This window comes from Variovorax sp. NFACC27 (genome assembly GCF_048301545.1).
GTDB lineage: Bacteria > Pseudomonadota > Gammaproteobacteria > Burkholderiales > Burkholderiaceae_C > Variovorax > Variovorax gossypii.
The window spans coordinates 5,435,911-5,452,876 of sequence record NZ_CP157613.1 but is presented as its reverse complement, the minus strand read 5'-3'; the positions used below and the strand labels follow the sequence as shown (position 1 = coordinate 5,452,876).

The 16,966-nt window shown below is 62.5% G+C and carries 13 protein-coding genes; all 13 read left to right on the top strand.

Features of this window, described 5'->3' with window-relative positions; all coding sequences use genetic code 11:
• Nucleotides 1-243 precede the first annotated feature (243 nt).
• Nucleotides 244-3,249 (top strand): type VI secretion system Vgr family protein, encoded by a 3,006-nt coding sequence (locus tag ABL840_RS25550; RefSeq protein ID WP_093306724.1) that lies wholly within the window; start codon nucleotides 244-246, stop codon nucleotides 3,247-3,249.
• Nucleotides 3,250-3,316: 67 nt separating this feature from the next.
• A complete protein-coding gene (locus ABL840_RS25545; protein ID WP_418116008.1) occupies nucleotides 3,317-3,838 on the top strand; it encodes a hypothetical protein in 522 nt (173 codons plus the stop codon).
• A gap of 41 nt (nucleotides 3,839-3,879) precedes the next feature.
• Complete coding sequence (locus tag ABL840_RS25540; protein WP_418116007.1) at nucleotides 3,880-4,209, top strand: hypothetical protein; 330 nt, start codon at nucleotides 3,880-3,882, stop codon at nucleotides 4,207-4,209.
• A complete protein-coding gene (locus ABL840_RS25535; protein ID WP_418116006.1) occupies nucleotides 4,173-8,081 on the top strand; it encodes an RHS repeat-associated core domain-containing protein in 3,909 nt (1,302 codons plus the stop codon). Before ABL840_RS25540 ends, ABL840_RS25535 begins: the two co-directional genes overlap by 37 nt.
• The gene (locus ABL840_RS25530; protein ID WP_143043084.1) at nucleotides 8,078-8,566 is read left to right on the top strand and encodes a sel1 repeat family protein; all 489 of its coding nucleotides are present in this window, start codon (nucleotides 8,078-8,080) and stop codon (nucleotides 8,564-8,566) included. Before ABL840_RS25535 ends, ABL840_RS25530 begins: the two co-directional genes overlap by 4 nt.
• Nucleotides 8,563-8,841, top strand: a complete 279-nt coding sequence (locus ABL840_RS25525) for a hypothetical protein (RefSeq protein ID WP_093308095.1) — start codon at nucleotides 8,563-8,565, stop codon at nucleotides 8,839-8,841. The genes ABL840_RS25530 and ABL840_RS25525 overlap by 4 nt, the downstream gene beginning before the upstream one ends.
• 33 nt (nucleotides 8,842-8,874) lie before the next feature.
• Complete coding sequence (locus ABL840_RS25520; protein ID WP_143043083.1) at nucleotides 8,875-9,300, top strand: hypothetical protein; 426 nt, start codon at nucleotides 8,875-8,877, stop codon at nucleotides 9,298-9,300.
• A 116-nt stretch (nucleotides 9,301-9,416) separates the two neighbouring features.
• The gene (locus ABL840_RS25515; protein WP_093210111.1) at nucleotides 9,417-9,911 is read left to right on the top strand and encodes a pentapeptide repeat-containing protein; all 495 of its coding nucleotides are present in this window, start codon (nucleotides 9,417-9,419) and stop codon (nucleotides 9,909-9,911) included.
• Between the two features lie 41 nt (nucleotides 9,912-9,952).
• On the top strand, nucleotides 9,953-10,348 hold the full coding sequence (locus tag ABL840_RS25510) for a hypothetical protein (RefSeq protein WP_143043082.1): 396 nt from the start codon (nucleotides 9,953-9,955) through the stop codon (nucleotides 10,346-10,348).
• Nucleotides 10,349-10,399: 51 nt separating this feature from the next.
• Nucleotides 10,400-15,103, top strand: a complete 4,704-nt coding sequence (locus ABL840_RS25505) for an RHS repeat-associated core domain-containing protein (protein WP_418116005.1) — start codon at nucleotides 10,400-10,402, stop codon at nucleotides 15,101-15,103.
• Nucleotides 15,100-15,450 (top strand): hypothetical protein, encoded by a 351-nt coding sequence (locus ABL840_RS25500; protein WP_143042998.1) that lies wholly within the window; start codon nucleotides 15,100-15,102, stop codon nucleotides 15,448-15,450. The genes ABL840_RS25505 and ABL840_RS25500 overlap by 4 nt, the downstream gene beginning before the upstream one ends.
• Before the next feature lie 344 nt (nucleotides 15,451-15,794).
• Complete coding sequence (locus tag ABL840_RS25495; RefSeq protein WP_143042997.1) at nucleotides 15,795-16,280, top strand: hypothetical protein; 486 nt, start codon at nucleotides 15,795-15,797, stop codon at nucleotides 16,278-16,280.
• A 170-nt stretch (nucleotides 16,281-16,450) separates the two neighbouring features.
• Nucleotides 16,451-16,840 carry a hypothetical protein gene (locus tag ABL840_RS25490; RefSeq protein WP_143042996.1) on the top strand — a complete coding sequence of 130 codons (390 nt, stop codon included), beginning with the start codon at nucleotides 16,451-16,453 and terminating at the stop codon, nucleotides 16,838-16,840.
• Nucleotides 16,841-16,966: the final 126 nt, after the last annotated feature.

Here is a 16,966-nt window from a genome sequence, read left to right as displayed (position 1 = left end):
CGGGCGTAATTCACGCAACCCCCATCCTGATGCCTTCGTATGCTGGTGGCTGCAACGCGCAGACTTTATGCTGATTCGAAGAGCCGTCTATTTTTCGCATTGGCTCTTACGATAAATCAACATTTAAAATAATTGTGAAATTGTGTGCTGGGAGGTGGGTGTGAAACTCATTCTTAAAACAATATTCGTATTGTTGAAATTCTTTTTAGGTAATTGGTCGTATAAATCGGCCGTGGCATCGCAATGACGCGGCGAGTCACGATCCAGACGCCAGCGGGAGATTCGCTGCAGTTCCGCCAGCTGGTAGGCCGCGAGGCGCTGAGCCAGCTGTACGCCTTCGACGTCGAGTTGCTGGGCAACAGCAACAACGTGGACCCCAAGACCCTGCTGGGCAAGGCCTCCACCGTGTCGGTGGAGACCGAAGGCGGGGTGCGCTACCTGGGCGGCATCGTCACGCGCTTCGGGCTGCAGCAGGAGGATGCGCGCCATTCCTTCTACCGGATGCGGCTTCGCCCGTGGCTGTGGCTGGCCACGCGACGCAGCGACTTCCGCATCTTCCAGGGCAAGAGCGTGCCCGACATCGTGATGGAAGTGCTCGGGCGCTACGGCCACCCCATCGAGAAGAAGCTCACGCGCGGCGACTACCGGGTGTGGGACTACTGCGTGCAGTACCACGAGAGCGACTTCGACTTCGTCTCCCGCCTGTGCGAGCTCGAGGGCATCTACTACCACTTCAGGCACGAGGCGTCGCAGCACGTGCTCGTGTTCGCCGACGACATCGCCAACTCGCACGGCCCGCTGCCCGGGGGCGAGGAGGTGCGCTACCACCCGCTGGAGAAGTCCGGCATGGGCCAGCGCGAGCGCATCTACGCGTGGGAGATCGCCGAGGAAGTGCGCTCGGGCCACCACTACAACGACGACTACGACTTCGAGAAGCCCAAGGCCGAGCTGTCGCACCTGAGGCAGATGCCGCCCGGGCACGACCACGACGCCTACGAGAACTACGACTGGCCTGGCGGCTTCGTGCAGCACGGCGACGGCGAGGCCTATGCGCGCATCCGCAACGAGGAGCAGCTCAGCCAGCGCAACCGCATCACCGGCCGCTCCAACCTGCGCGAGCTGGCCACCGGCCACACCCTGCGCCTCACCGGCCACCCCAAGGCCGACCAGAACCAGCAATACCTGCTCGTGGGCGTGAGCTACCACCTGCAGGAGAACCTGCAGGCCAGCGAGGGCGTGGAAGGCACCGAGGGCTCCGTGCAGCGCTTCGCCTTCGAGGCGCAGCCCACCAGCTACGCGTGGCGGCCGCTGCGCACCACGTCCAAGCCGCGCACGCGCGGGCCGCAGACCGCCGTGGTGGTGGGCCCCTCGGGCGAGGAGATCTGGACCGACAAGTACGGGCGCATCAAGGTGCAGTTCCACTGGGACCGCCTCGGCCAGGAGAACGAGCACTCCAGCTGCTGGGTGCGCGTGTCCACCGCGTGGGCGGGCGCCACCTTCGGCATGACCAGCGTGCCGCGCATCGGCATGGAGGTGATCGTCGACTTCCTCAACGGCGACCCCGACTACCCGATCGTCACGGGCTGCGTGCACAACGCCGACACCATGCCGTCATGGGAGCTGCCCGGACAGAAGCACCTGTCGGGCATCAGGAGCCGCGAGCTCGGAGGCGGTCGCGGCAACCACCTCGTGCTGGACGACACGCAGGGCAAGATCCAGGCGCAGCTGCGAAGCGACCACCAGGCCAGCCAGCTGAGCGTGGGGCACATCGGGCGCATCGAGGACACGGCCGGGCGCAAGGAGCCGCGGGGGCAGGGGTTCGAGTTGCGCACCGACGGGCATGGCGTCGTCCGCTCGGGCAAGGGGTTGCTGGTCACCACCGAGGCGCGCCCGAATGCCCAGGCGCATTCCACCGACATGAGCGAGACGGTGGGCCGCCTGACGCAGGCGCGCGATCTGCACGAGGGCTTGAGCGGCGTGGCGCAGGGCGCACAGGCCCACGACGCCGGCGACCAGGACGAAGTCACCACGAGCCTCAAGGAGCAGAACGACGCCATCAAGGGGCAGGGCGGCAACCGCGAGCAGGGCGAGTTCCCCGAGTTCCAGGAGGCGCACATGACCCTGGCCAGCGCCAAGGGACTGCAGACCGTGGCGCAGGGCTCGACGCACATCGTGAGCAACGAGCACAGCGCACTCACCAGCGGCGGCCACACGAGCCTGAGCGCGGGCAAGAGCCTGCTTGTGAGCGTGCAGAACGCGATCCGCATGTTCGCCTCCAAGGCCGGCATGCGACTCGTGGCGGCCGGTGCCGACATCGACATCAAGGCGCTGAAGGACAGCGTGAACGTGCTGGCCAAGCTCAACATCACGCAGACGGCCAACAAGATCACCATCCACGCGAAGGAAGAAGTGGTGATCAACGGCGGCTCGAGCTACAGCCGCTGGAGCTCCGGCGGGATCGAGCACGGCACTTCCGGCACCTGGCGCGAGCACGCGTCGGTGCACAGCCTCGTCGGGCCCGCCAACGAAGGCAAGCCCGCGCTGCCCAATCCGCCGCAGGTGCCGAAGGGACAGCTCGACCTGTACCACCAGTACATCAAGCCGACCGGAGAAAAGCGCCAGGGCGTGGCGCAAGGTGACTTCACCGTGGTCGATTCGCAAGGCGGCACGCACGCCGGCACCTTCGACCGCAACGGTTTCGCGACCGTGTCGGGCCTGCCCATCGGCACCGCGAAGGTCACGTTCGGCAAGGACCCGCGCGACCCGTGGGACGAAGGCAGCTACTACGGCACGCCCGAGGACTGGAAGGCGAAGGCTGCGACAGGCGGCGGCGCCGAAGGTGCCGGAGGCGGCGTATCCGGGTTCTCGGGTCTGGCCAGCGGCTTCGCAGGCATGACCGGCATGACTGGCGCGGCCGGCGGTGCGGCAGGAGCGCTCGCCGGCGTCGCAGGCATGGGCAGCAAGGCTGCTAGCGCATTGGGTCAGGTCACGCAGGCGGCCGGCATCGCGCAGCAGGCCGTGGGTGCGGCGCAGGCCATCCAGCAGGGCGGCGCCAAGGCGCTGCTGGGCCAGGCGAGTCAGGCCGCGACCGGCATGGCGATCCAGGCAGCGGGGGCCAAGCTCGGGCCGATGGGCGTGCCGATCACCGGCGTGATGAGCGGCATGGCTTCCGGTGGCATGAAGCAGGGCATTGCAACTGCTGCCGCCAATCCCGTGGTCACAGGCCGAACGCCTGGCTTCATGGGCTGACCTGCGCGCGGCGCGCCGCACTCACTTCATCAATCCGAAGCACAAGCTCTAAGAGAACAAGAAAAAGATGGCAGAACAGGAAGCAGGCGCGAAGCCGCAGGCGGCGGAGAGAGAACCGCAGACGGCGGTAGCGCCGCTGAACACGATCGTGAAGGAAGACGTTGCCGCGGCAAGCAAGGCGGTGGACGACTGGCTGCGCTCGTTCAGCGGAGGGTACGTGACGCTGGAGCGCCTGACGATGGTGCTGGGCAGCATCCCGATCGTCGGGAACATCATGGCGCTGGTGGATGTGTTCCTGGACATCATCAACATCGTGGAGAAGAAGGCCAAGGACGGGGTCGATGCGTTCCTGAACTGGGTGAGCCTGGGCATCAACCTGATCGGGCTGATCCCGATACCGCCGAGCATGGCGGCGGCGCGCATGAGCCTGCGGCCGACGCTGCACCTGGTGAAGCAGGAGCTGAAGACGGCGGCGTCGAACCTGGGCGAAGCCATCGTCACGACGCTGGTGGGGCACCTGAACGCCACCATCATGGGGAGCTGGACAAGTTCATCGACGGAGCCATCGAGAAGCTCGACGGCATCCTGAAGAGCTGCGCGGATCTAGCGGACAAGATCATCGACAACCTGGTGGACATCCTGCGCCGGGTGCTGGGGCAGAAGGACCTGTTCACGGTGGGCACGCCGGCGGCGGAAACGAAGGTGCACGACCCGAAGACGCAGAGCACGTGGAGCCGGATGTGGGGCACGGCGGTGCGCTACACGAAGCAGTCGGCGAACTATGTAGCGAAGACGGCTGCGAGCCAGCTGCCGGATGGCGTCGCGGGCAAGGTCAACGGCGTGATCACGCAGATGCTGGACTTCAAGCGGCTGCTGAGGGGCAGTTGTCGAGGCTGGCGGACAAGGAGGCGCAGGCGAGCATCATGTGGCTGCTGCACAAGCTGCGGGATGCGTTGTTGAAGAAGAAGGGCAGGAGGGCGGCGATCGTGCCGCCGCAGGCGGGGGCGGTTGCCCAGAAGGACAAGCCCGGTGACCAGCTGGAGCACATCAGCAGGCAGGCACCAGCAAACGGTAGAGGCTGCAGCCTCAAGAATCGCCCGGCACCAGTGCGCAAGGGCGCTTCGAGTCTCTCTCGTGATGAGAGCTTCACCCACACCGACTTCGTTCTTGCCGCGCCGCTGCCGATCGAATGGGCACGCACCTACGCCAGCGACCTCGATGCCTTCGACTGGGGCAGCCTTGGTGCGCGCTGGATCACCCCGTACGGCATGCGCGTGGACGTGGCCACGCCTGTGCGTGGTGCACGCCAGGGCAAGGCGAGCCTGGTCCATCACGCCGCCGACGGCCGCAGCCATGCGTACCCCGTGCTGGCTGTGGGGCAGGCCTACTTCGACCCGATAGAGGAAGTGACTGTCTCGCGCCTGAGCGAGAACCTGCTGGTGCTGGACTTCGGCAAGCCGCTGCCCGCGGGCGAGCAAAGCGAGTGGCGCGAGATCTACGAGTACGTCGACAGCAAGCAGCCTCACTTCCGGCTCGTTGCCCAGCAGGCGAAGGACGGCATGTCCATCGGCCTGCGCTACGACCACGTCGTGGCGGCAACGGGCGAGCGCGTGCTCAGCGACATCATCAGCAAGCATGGCGAAGCCGTCATGGCGCACGTGGGCACGAAGCCCGATGCGCAGACCGGGCTCATCCAGTCGCTGTGGGAGCTCAAGGACGGCCAGGTCGTGCGCCAGTTGGCCGGCTACACCCACGACGGCGAGCGGGACCTCGTGTCGGCACAGGACGAAGACGGCGCGAGCTGGAGCTACGCCTACAGCCACCACCTCGTGACCCGCTACACCGACCGCACCGGCCGGGGCATGAACCTGGAGTACGACGGCACCGGCCCGAATGCCAAGGCCGTGCGCGAGTGGTCCGACGACGGCAGCTTCGCATTGAAGCTGGAGTGGGACAGGAACATCCGCTTGACCTACGTGACCGATGCGCTGGGCGGTGAGACCTGGCACTACTACGACATCGAGGGCTACACCTACCGCATCATCCATCCCGACAAGCTGCAGGAGTGGTTCTTCCGCGATGACGCGAAGAACGTCACGCGCCACGTGCACACCGACGGCACGACCGACGACTACACCTACGACGTCGACGGCAACCTGCAGACGCACACCCGGGCCGATGGCAGTCGGGTGCACTACGAGTACGACAGGCTGCACCGGCTCACGGGCATCCGCGACGCGGAAGGCGGCGTGTGGAAGCGCGACTACGATGCGCAGGGCCATCTCACGGAGGAGATCGATCCGCTGGGGCACAAGACCGAGTACGCCTATGACAAGGCCGGCAGGCCCGTGCGCATCACCGATGCGAAGGGCGGCACGAAGCTGATGAGCTACACGCCCCGTGGCCGGCTCGCGAGCCTGACCGATTGCTCGGGCAAGACGCGTCGCTGGACATACGACGACCGCGGCCGACTCGCCACGGCTGTCGATCCTGCGGGAAACGTCACGCGCCATCTCCGCAGCCTGCCGCAAGAAGACGCGGTGCTGCGTGCCCAAGGCAGCGTGCCGGGCCTGCTCCACGAGATCGTCCTGCCCGACGGCACGTGCGAGCAGACGCTGCACGACCCCGAGGGACGCATGCTCGCGCATGTCGACGAGCTCGGGCGCCGCACGCACTACAGCTACAACCGCGCAGGGCTCATCGCCGGCCGCACCGATGCCGAGGGGCATTCGCTCGGGTACCAGTGGGATCTGCTCGGCCGTCTCGTCGAATTGCGCAACGAGAACGGTAGCCGCCACAGCCTGCGCTACGACCCTGTGGGCCGACTGCTGGAGAAGACCGACTTCGCGCGCCGGACCACTCGGTACCGCTACGAAGAAAGCACCGGCCGGCTCGTCGAGGTCGAAGCGGGCGGGCGGGTGGTGCAACTGCAGGCCGACACGATGGGCAGGATGAGCGAGCGATCCGCCGGAAGCCAGGTCGAGCACTTCGCCTTCGACCGCAACGGACGCATGGTCGAGGCATCCAACAACGACTCGCGTCTGCAATGGTTCTACGACCCGGCCGGCAACCTGACGCGCGAGCACCAGCACGACCTGCAGGCCGGGCGCACGGCGATATGGCAGCACCGCTACGACGCACTCAACCAGCGCGTCGCCACGATCCGCCCCGACGGCCATACGACCCAGTGGCTTACCTACGGGTCGGGCCACGTGCACGGCCTGCTGCTCGACGGGCATGACATCCTCGGCTTCGAGCGCGACGACCTGCATCGCGAAGTTCTGCGCGAGCAGCGCAACGGCCTGACCCAGAAGCTGCGCTACGACAGCGTGGGGCGGCGGCTGGAGCAGCAGGTCGTGCCCGGCGACTCGAATGCGCCCGGCGCGCTGCGGCTGCAACGTACCTACGGCTATGACAAGGTTGGGCAACTGGTCGCCATCGGCGACAGCCATCACGGCAACCTCGACTACCGCTACGACCCGGTCGGCCGCCTGGTCGAGGCCAACAGCCGATCCGGGCGCGAGACCTTCGCCTTCGATCCGGCAGGCAACATCGTCGAGCTGGAGGGCACGGCCGGCGGAACCCGGGCTCCCGCCGCTGCCTTGCTTGACAACCTGCTCAGGGCCTATGCAGGCGTCCGTTATCGATACGACGAGCACGGCAACATGGTCGAGCGCGTGTGCAACGGTCGGGCGACCACCTTCGCGTGGGACGGTTTCGGGCGCTTGAGCTCCGCCACGGACGAAGACGGCACGCAAACCTCGTTCGCCTACGACCCGATGGGGCGCCGCATTTCAAAGCGTTCGAGAGACGGCATCACCAGGTTCGGTTGGGATGGCGACACGCTCGCCTTCGAGAGCACGCAGAGCGTCGCCGGAGAGCGGGAAGACGAGGGCCGCGGCTGGAGCGTGCACTACGTTCACGAGCCAAGCTCGTTCGCTCCGTTGGTCCAATTGCGTCAGGCGCATGCGATCGCACTGGGCAAAACGCCCGACGTGCGGGAAATCATGGTCGACAACGGCGGCGCGTACGACATCGAGCAAGACCCGTTATGGAACGGGGAGTTGCAGCCGGGGCAACGCAGTTTCGAGAAGGACGAGATCGCCTTCTACCAGTGCGACCACCTCGGCACGCCGCGGGACCTCACCGACCACGAGGGGCGCGTTGCCTGGTCGGCCCAGTACAAGGCCTGGGGCGAGGCGCGAGAGGTCATCAGCGAAGCTGGAAGACGCGCCGGCCTTGCCAACCCCATCCGCTTCCAGGGACAGTACTTCGACGTCGAAACCGGGCTGCACTACAACCGCTACCGCTACTACGACCCGGCGATCGGCCGGTACGTCTCGCGCGATCCGCTGGGGCTCGCAGGCGGTCTCAACCTGTATGCCTATGTCGGAAACAACCCCGTGCGTGGCATCGATCCGCTGGGACTTGTCGACATCAACCTGTTCCCGCACAGCGAAGCGATCCGGGCATCGGCGGACAACATCCCAAGCCCGCCCGGCACGTTCACGGTCGGCTCCCATGGTGGGCCGAACATCATGACCGACACGGCGCTGAAGGGCATCACGCCTGCACAGATGGCACAGCGGATCAAGGCGCATCCGTCGTATACGGAGGGCCAGAAGGTGCAGCTGATGTCGTGCGAAACCGGCAAGGGGACGGACCCCTACGCGCAGAAGCTCGCCAATGAATTGAATGCGCCCGTCGAGGCGCCCGACAAGCTCCTGTGGATCTGGCCGAATGGCGCCCACAAGCCGGCAGGCCGCAAGGCGGACGGCAGCATGGACACCGCGGATCCCGGGGTCTGGCATACCTTCAATCCCAAGCCATGAAGAACCTCGACCTCAGGTTCAGCGCGACCCGGGTATTGCCGGCAATGCTGATTTTTCCTTTTCTTCTGCAACTCCCTGTTTCTCACGCAACGGAGAACCACGCCATGGACAAACCCGACGCGGCACCAACCTCTTCTTCGCCCATTTCGGGTGCGCAGTCGTATGCGCTGACAGACGCGCAGCGAGTCGATCTGGCTGCAAAGGCCGAAGCCGGCGATGCCGAGGCCGCATTCCGTCTCTCGCTGTACTACACATTCGTGTCCTCGGACGATGATCAGCGCATCCGCTGGTTGTCGATCGCGGCCAAGGGCGGTCATGTCGTGGCGCAGCACAACCTGGCCTACGACCTCTACATGAATGGCAAGGATCTCGCCGAGGCCGCGCGCTGGGCGGCGGAGTCGCTGAAGAACGGCAACGCGGATGCCGGTGACCTGCTCAAGGAGATCGAAGCGGCCCGCGCCAAGGCCCGAGGTGCGCGTCCGTGAGCGATGACCTCGATGTCCCGGCCTTGCCGCTCTTCGAGGTCGACGGCTTGGTGGCGCAGGCGATTGCACGGGCCTGCGAGGATGCCAAGTCCTTGGGCCTGCCGTTTGAAAACTACAAACTCGTCTTGGTCGAGCAGTCCAACGCCTACAACGTTTCGTGGGAGGCAAAGGGTAAGCCGCAGGGTCATCGCGGTGCCTTGCCCGGCCTTGTGGAGGCCTCGCTGCTGATCGAAAAGAGCAGCGGTCGGCTTCTGCAGAAGCACTTGTCTCGCTGAGCCAGGGGCATTTCCAAGCGGACAGGATGAAAGATGAAGAAGCCGTTCACCGTTCATATTCCGACTCTTCGAAGAAAAGGAATGCTTGAGAGGATGAACGCTTTCTACGAAGGTGTTTTGAAGTACGAGCGAGATCCGGTGTTGGACATCCTGCGAGTGCCGGGTCATCAAGACTTGGCTATCTGCTTCAAGTATTCGAACCTCATCGGCGTAGGAGGGCGCAATGAGAAGGATCGGGGCGCAATCTATGAGTTCTCCATCGAGAAAAACTTCCCGAGCTTCTGCCAAAGTTTGATGGAGAGCGGCGTTGAGTTCGACATGCTTGCACATACTCCCGGAGGGTATTTCGCAAGAGTCCTGGACCCTTCCGGCAATTCGATCGAAATAGTTTCGGAGAGCTTCGAGGACGATCTCAACGTCGACATATCGAACTGGAGCATCTATCGGGATATCGACTGAAGTTCCAGGTTCAGGGGAATGAATATCCCGGCAGAGAAACGCTACGTGATGAAGTTCCGTATGCACGTCGGCCTGCTTGCGAACCCATGAACGAAACCTTTTCTATCTGATCGCCAATGTCTTCCCAAATCATCATCCTCGCCCACGACATGTGGCGCAAAGGCGCAGGCGGCGCTCCCGCCGGGCTCGTGGGCCAGGCCGACAGCTTCGCCTATGCCGGCCTCGACCTGGGATTGGCCCAGTTCGCCGCAACGACCTTCAACGGCACAAGCTTCACCGCCACCAGCTTCAAGCAGGCGGGCTGGAGCGCCTGCCAGTTCACCGGTTGCAGCTTCACCCAATGCGACTTCAGCGGCATCTCGATCACGGGTTGCACCTTCATCAACTGCAGCTTCACGCGCGCGAACTTCGACGGCAGCAGCATCGGCACCAGCACGTTCAGGCAGTGCCAGTGGGACGACATCAGCTTCGCGGGCGGCAGCTGGAACGACGTCGGGGTCCTGGACTGCGGAGGCACCGTGGTGCATGCGCAAGGACTGCAGGGGCGCAGCGTCGACTTCACGGGCAGCACATTCGAACAGCTCGAGTTTCAGAACGCCAACATCAATTGAGCCCTGACGGGCAACCTCATCACTTCACCGATTCCATGTTCATGAAAAACATCAAGACCGTCTTTGTCGCCACCGTCTTCCTGGGTGCCGCTTCTCTATGTGCTGCGCAAGCGGAAACGAAGACCACGCTGACCAAGCTGCACCAGAGTTACGAGAAGCAGGGCCGTCGCGCGCTCGGCATGCCGGAATACGGCAAGCGGGTGCAGTTCCCGGCGGTGGTCGTCGAGGCGTCCGATTCCTTCGGTGGCACGTCGCTGATCCGCGCTGCCGATGTACGCGGCAACCAGGAGCTGGCGCGCCTGACTCCTGCGGACGACGCACAGAGCCAGAAGATGGGTGAGATGCGTAGCGGCGCGAAGTTCACCGCGAGCTGCGAAGTCGGTTTCGCGATGGGGTCGGCGTTTCTCACGATGAAGGACTGCGTGATCGGGCCCTGAGGCCTGGATTCACAGCACAGCCAACGCATCAGATAGAGGCAGGGAGAGAAGATGGCAGAAAGCGAAGGCCCGCAACAGCAAGGCCAGAAACCGACCGAGCGCGAACCCCAGACGGCGGTAGCGCCGCTGAACACGATCGTGAAGGAGGACGTTGCCGCTGCAAGCAAGGCGGTGGACGATTGGCTGCGTTCGTTCAGCGGAGGGTACGTGACGCTGGAGCGCCTGACGATGGTGCTGGGCAGCATCCCGATCGTCGGGAACATCATGGCGCTGGTGGATGTGTTCCTGGACATCATCAACATCGTGGAGAAGAAGGCCAAGGACGGGGTCGATGCGTTCCTGAATTGGGTGAGCCTGGGCATCAACCTGATCGGGCTGATTCCGATACCGCCGAGCATGGCTGCGGCACGTATGAGCCTGCGGCCTACGCTGCACCTGGTGAAGCAGGAGCTGAAGACGGCGGCGTCGAACCTGGGCGAGGCGATCGTGACGACGCTGGTGGGGCACCTGAACGCCACCATCATGGGTGAGCTGGACAAGTTCATCGAGGGGGCGATCGAGAAGCTCGACGGCATCCTCAAGAGCTGCGCGGATCTAGCGGACAAGATCATCGACAACCTGGTGGACATCCTGCGTCGGGTGCTGGGGCAGAAGGACCTGTTCACGGTGGGCGCGCCCGCGGCGGCGGAAACGAAGGTGCACGACCCGAAGACGCAGAGCACGTGGAGCCGGATGTGGGGTGCGGCGGTGCGGTACTCGAAGCAGTCGGCGAACTACGTGGCGAAGGCGGCGGCGAGCCAGCTGCCCGATGGTGTTGCCGGCAAGGTCAACGGCGTGATCACGCAGATGCTGGACTTCAAGCGGCTGCTGAGGGGGCAGCTGTCGAGGCTGGCGGACAAGGAGGCGCAGGCGAGCATCATGTGGCTGCTGCACAAGCTGCGGGATGCGTTGTTGAAGAAGAAGGGCAAGAGGGCGGCGATCGTGCCGCCGCAGGCGGGGGCCAAGGCGGAGAAGGAAAACCCGGGAACGCCTCTTGGCCATATCAACAAGCAGGCCGGAGCCCAGGGAACCGGGGGCTGCAAGAACTGCCCCGCGCCGGCACGCAAAGGCGCTTCCATCAGCCTGAGCACTGGCAACGAGAGTTTCACCCACACCGACTTCGTTCTTGCCGCGCCGCTGCCGATCGAATGGGCCCGCACCTATGCCAGTGACCTCGATGCCTTCGACCGTGGCAGCCTCGGTGCGCGCTGGATCACCCCGTACGGCATGCGCGTGGACGTTGCCACGCCTGTGCGTGGTGCACGCCAGGGCAAGGCAAGCCTGGTCCATCACGCCGCCGACGGCCGCAGCCATGCCTACCCGCTGCTGGAAGTGGGGCAGACCTGGTTCGACCGCATCGAGGAAGTCAGCCTCTCGCGCCTGAGCGAGAACCTGCTGGTGCTGGACTTCGGCAAGCCGCTGCCTGCGGGCGAGCAAAGCGAGTGGCGCGAGATCTACGAGTACGTCGACAGCAAGCAGCCTCACTTCCGGCTCGTGACGCAGCAGGCGAAGGACGGCATGTCCATCGGCCTGCGCTACGACCACGTCGTGGCGGCAACGGGCGAGCGCGTGCTCAGCGACATCATCAGCAAGCATGGCGAAGCCGTCATGGCGCATGTGGGCACGAAGCCTGATGCGCAGACCGGGCTCATCCAGTCGCTGTGGGAGCTCAAGGACGGCCAGGTCGTGCGCCAGTTGGCCGGCTACACCCACGACGGCGAGCGGGACCTCGTGTCGGCACAGGACGAAGACGGCGCGAGCTGGAGCTACGCCTACAGCCACCACCTCGTGACCCGCTACACCGACCGCACCGGCCGGGGCATGAACCTGGAGTACGACGGCACCGGCCCGAATGCCAAGGCCGTGCGCGAGTGGTCCGACGACGGCAGCTTCGCATTGAAGCTGGAGTGGGACAGGAACATCCGCTTGACCTACGTGACCGATGCGCTGGGCGGCGAGACCTGGCACTACTACGACATCGAGGGCTACACCTACCGGATCATCCATCCGGACAAGCTGCAGGAATGGTTCTTCAGGGATGACGCGAAGAACGTCACGCGCCACGTGCACACCGACGGCACGACCGACGACTACACCTACGACGCCGACGGCAACCTGCAGACGCACACTCGAGCGGACGGCAGTCGGGTGCACTTCGAGTACGACAGGTTGCACCGGCTCACGGGCATCCGCGACGCGGAAGGCGGCGTGTGGAAGCGCGACTACGACGCGCAGGGCCACCTCACGGAAGAGGTCGATCCGCTGGGCCACAAGACCGAGTACGCCTACGACAAGGCCGGCAGGCCCGTGCGCATCACCGATGCGAAGGGGGGTGTGAAGGCGCTGGCCTACTCCGCATCGGGACAACTGCTCAGCTACACCGACTGCTCCGCCAAGACCAGCCGCTGGGAGTACGACGACCGGGGTCGGCTGACCAAGGCCACCGATGCCGCCGGCAACGCGACCGGATATCGCTACGCCGCCGGCCAGCTCGAGGAAATCGTGCAGCCCGACCAGACGATCGAGCATTTCGAGCACGACGCCGAAGGCAGGTTGCTCAAGCACACCGACGCACTCGGGCGTGCCACGCGCTACAGCTACACGCGCGCCGGCCTGATCGCCGGCCGTACCGACGCCGCGGGCCGCTCGCTCAAGTACTACTGGGACCTGCTGGGCCGCCTGACTGAGCTGCACAACGAGAACGGCAGCCGCTACGATTTCCGCTACGACCCCGTGGGTCGCCTGCTGGAGGAGACCGGCTTCGATCGCAAGGCCACGCAGTACGTCCATGAAGAAACCACCGGCATCCTCGCCGAAGTGGTCGAGGCAGGCCATCGCACCGAACTTGAATTCGACCCACTGGGCCGCCTGAGCGAACGCCGTGCCGGCGGACAGTCCGAACGCTTCGCCTACGACCGCAACGGCCGCCTGCTCGAGGCGACCAACAGCGACGCGCGCCTGCAGTGGTTCTACGACCCGGCCGGCAACCTGACGCGCGAACATCACCACTACGTGGAGCGCAAGCGCACAGCGGTCTGGCAGCACCGCTACGACGAACTCAACCAGCGCATCGCCACCGTGCGCCCCGACGGGCACGTCACCCAATGGCTCACCTACGGCTCAGGCCACGTGCACGGCCTAATGGTCGATGGCCAAGACATCCTGGGCTTCGAGCGAGACGATCTGCACCGCGAGATCGCACGCGAGCAAGGCAACGGACTGAGCCAGCGGCAGAAGTACGATCCGGCAGGGCGGCTGCTCGAACAACAGATCTCGCGCACCAAGCCCAGAGTCATCGAATCGGCCACCGGCATCCGGCGCCGCTACAGCTACGACAAGGCAGGCCAGTTGGTGGGCATCGGCGACAGCCGGCGCGGCAACCTGAGCTACCGCTACGACCCCGTTGGCCGACTGCTCGAAGCCAACAGCCGCATCGGGCGCGAGACGTTCGCGTTCGATCCGGCCGGCAACATCGTCGACCCTCCGGAGACCAACGACCCGTTCAGACACCCGGCCAGCAAGCTGCTGGACAACCTGCTGAAGAACTACGCCGGCACCAGCTACCGCTACGACGAGCGCGGCAACATGACGGAACGGATGCGCAACGGATGGCGCACCGTCTTCGCATGGGACAGCTTCAACCGCATGACGGCAGCGACCGACCAGAGCGGTATCACCACCACCTTCAGCTACGACGCGCTGGGGCGCCGTCTGTCGAAGAGCTCGGGCGAGACCACGACGCTGTTCGGTTGGGACGGCGACGTGCTCGCATTCGAGAGCACGCAGAGCAGGTCAGCGATCGAAGAAGGAGACGAGCACGGCTGGAGCGTGCACTACATCCACGAGGCGAACTCGTTCGTGCCGCTGGTGCAGGTGCGCCGGGCAAGCGCGATGGTGCTGAGCGAGACGACGGATGCGAAGGCGTTGATGGAGGCCAACGGTGGCGTCTACGACATTGAGCAGGATCCTTTGTGGAACGGCGAGCAGAGACACGTGCCGCGAGCGTTCGACAGGAAGGAGATGGCGTTCTACCAGTGCGATCACCTGGGGACGCCGCAGGAGCTGACGGACCATGAGGGTGGTGTGGCTTGGTCGGCGCAGTACAAAGCGTGGGGAGAGGCGCGGGAGGCGATCAGCGAGGCGGGGAGGAGGGCGGGGTTCAGGAATCCGATCCGGTTCCAGGGGCAGTACTGGGATGAGGAGACGGGGCTGCACTACAACCGGTATCGGTTCTACGACCCTGCGAACGGTAGATACGTCTCTCGTGATCCGATAGGTATTCATGGGGGACTCAACATATATGTGTACGCACCGAGTGCGATAAGTTGGGTAGATCCTCGCGGGTTGAGTGGTTTTCAACCGAAAAAACTCACAAGCGGAAGCGTGTTTAGAGGAGCTTCGGGAACCGCTGACAGCCTTACACCACGCCCAGGAGTTGACGACACGCCGAAAGATTCTCGGCTACCTGGGCTTTCCGCCAATGTCGGCATTGAAGGATTGGGTTCCGGGAAGTATGTAGAAATTGATGTTGCTCATGCTTGCAGTTGTGGGTTAGACGTAATACACGACAAAGCCGATGGACACGTCACCATCCGACCGCAGGATGATCCGTCTAATGAAAAGCTGAGAAATTGGGCCGCTATGCGAGGTACTGGGGCTTCGAACTCATATACAGACGGGTTGCTCGAAAGCGTTAGATCTCGAGGTAAAAAATGACGATTGATATTTTTCTTGGGTTTTTATCAGAATACTTGAAGGAAATTGAAGGGGCGGTGCAGCAGAGAGTTGGAATTGAGAAATCTAACTCAGGGTTGAATCGAAATTCTTCGAGCCCTTATGGGTACATAAGTTTTTATCCTCATGAAATTGACTTGATTGTCTCTGTTGAGCAAGAGGGCGAATATTTTGACATTTCAGTTGAATTGATGAATCAGGAAGGGCAAGATTCGGAGGCGGTCTGGCAACGTGAAGGGAGCCTTTCGGTGGTTTCATCTGAAATGAGGGACGATTTTAATGGTGTGATTTCAATAATATGCGATCGACTGAGTAAGATTCGACGCTGAGATTTACAGAGGGATTCCAAGTGCTGCGAGCGAAGGAAAAAAGAGGGGAATTCTAGAATTTCATTGAAATGATGAGGCAGGCTGTATTGCAGTCGATATGGGCGCCATGTTCATATGCGAGGCGCTTGCCCAACTACGGTCGACAAGCAGTTTGAGACGCGCGCTGATGTGCGGATCAGATATGCTTGGAAAAAATGCTGACGCTTATAGGTGGCTAATGCTGACGAGCTTCGTAGCGCTGTTTAAGGGATTGCGCCGGCTATTGAGTAAAACAGGGGAGGCTGCTGCCTCAATGCTCGTGAGGCATTCGCACAGGGGGGTTGAGCTTCTGTGATAAATAAAAAATGAGTAACCCGCATAGCGAAACCGAAGAAGAGCACCTCGATGCCATCGAAGATGAGTTGATAGAAAGGCAAGTAGCTTTCTCTCAGATGATGAAGGTGTACGCGAAGTTCTTGCACAGCCGCCTTCTGGCAGGTCAATTCAATGGAGTTGCTTCACCCGTGCAACTTGATTTTGTTGTTGAACATCTGCAGGTGGCAATAACTAGCTTAGGGCTCGATGGTAGTGATGAATTGCGACGGCCGGGCAGGCTCGTTCTTTGGTCACTATTTGATAGCTCTGAAGGAGAAAATCCGGGCCTGGCTGCATTGAGTCGGTGCGCCGTTTGCTGTTTTTATGAGGAAGCTGAATGGGATCCAAATACGAGTGAGGGCGTGACGCCCGTACCGCTTTATCTTTTTCTGCTCAAGCGATTCAATCCAGATCTGGGCTTGGAGTTCTTGAGATATGCATGTAGATATTTGCTCGATCCTCGCCAGAGTGAATAACCTATTTTCAGCTTCGAGGGCGATGATCTGCACTGCGAGACTGGGTGCGATAGAGGGATAGCCTGAGCCAGTACAGGAATACGATCCAACCTGGCAATTGCTGGAGATCTCGTGCTTCAATAGGCTGCCGAGTTGGACATCGAAAACTGATTAAGGAAAAAACTTCATCCATGAAGTCTCTGAATCTTAATTATTTGCGTGGCTTGTATGGATTTTTGCTTGATAAGAGTGACGAAGATTTAGAGGATTTTGATGTAAATTTGCCTGCTAATAGAAAAATCTTGCTTGAAGAAATGAAGCGCAGTTTTTCGAGGTTTGGTCCGATTGCCAAGAGAAATGTGATTGATGGATTGAGATTTTTGATGATTAATTTCGCCGATGATTTGCTGTGGCGAAATGCTATTCCACACGATTTGCTCATCAATCAAGTGGCCGCTAGGGAAGCGTATTTGAAGGAGGTTTGGGATGTGTTGATGAAGTGCAATTTGCCATCAATGGATTTTGAAGATTTGGTTTTGATTGACGAAATTGGACCATCGGGTTTGGATTTTTCAAGATGATTGATTCGTAAGGTAAATCTCTTGTGTTGTCATCAGAGTCACGGGATTAGCGGGTGGCGCGCGCTTGCCCACGTAAGCTGCAAAAGCTACCCAGGAGCGAAATAGTCGTTCTTGATCCAACGGATG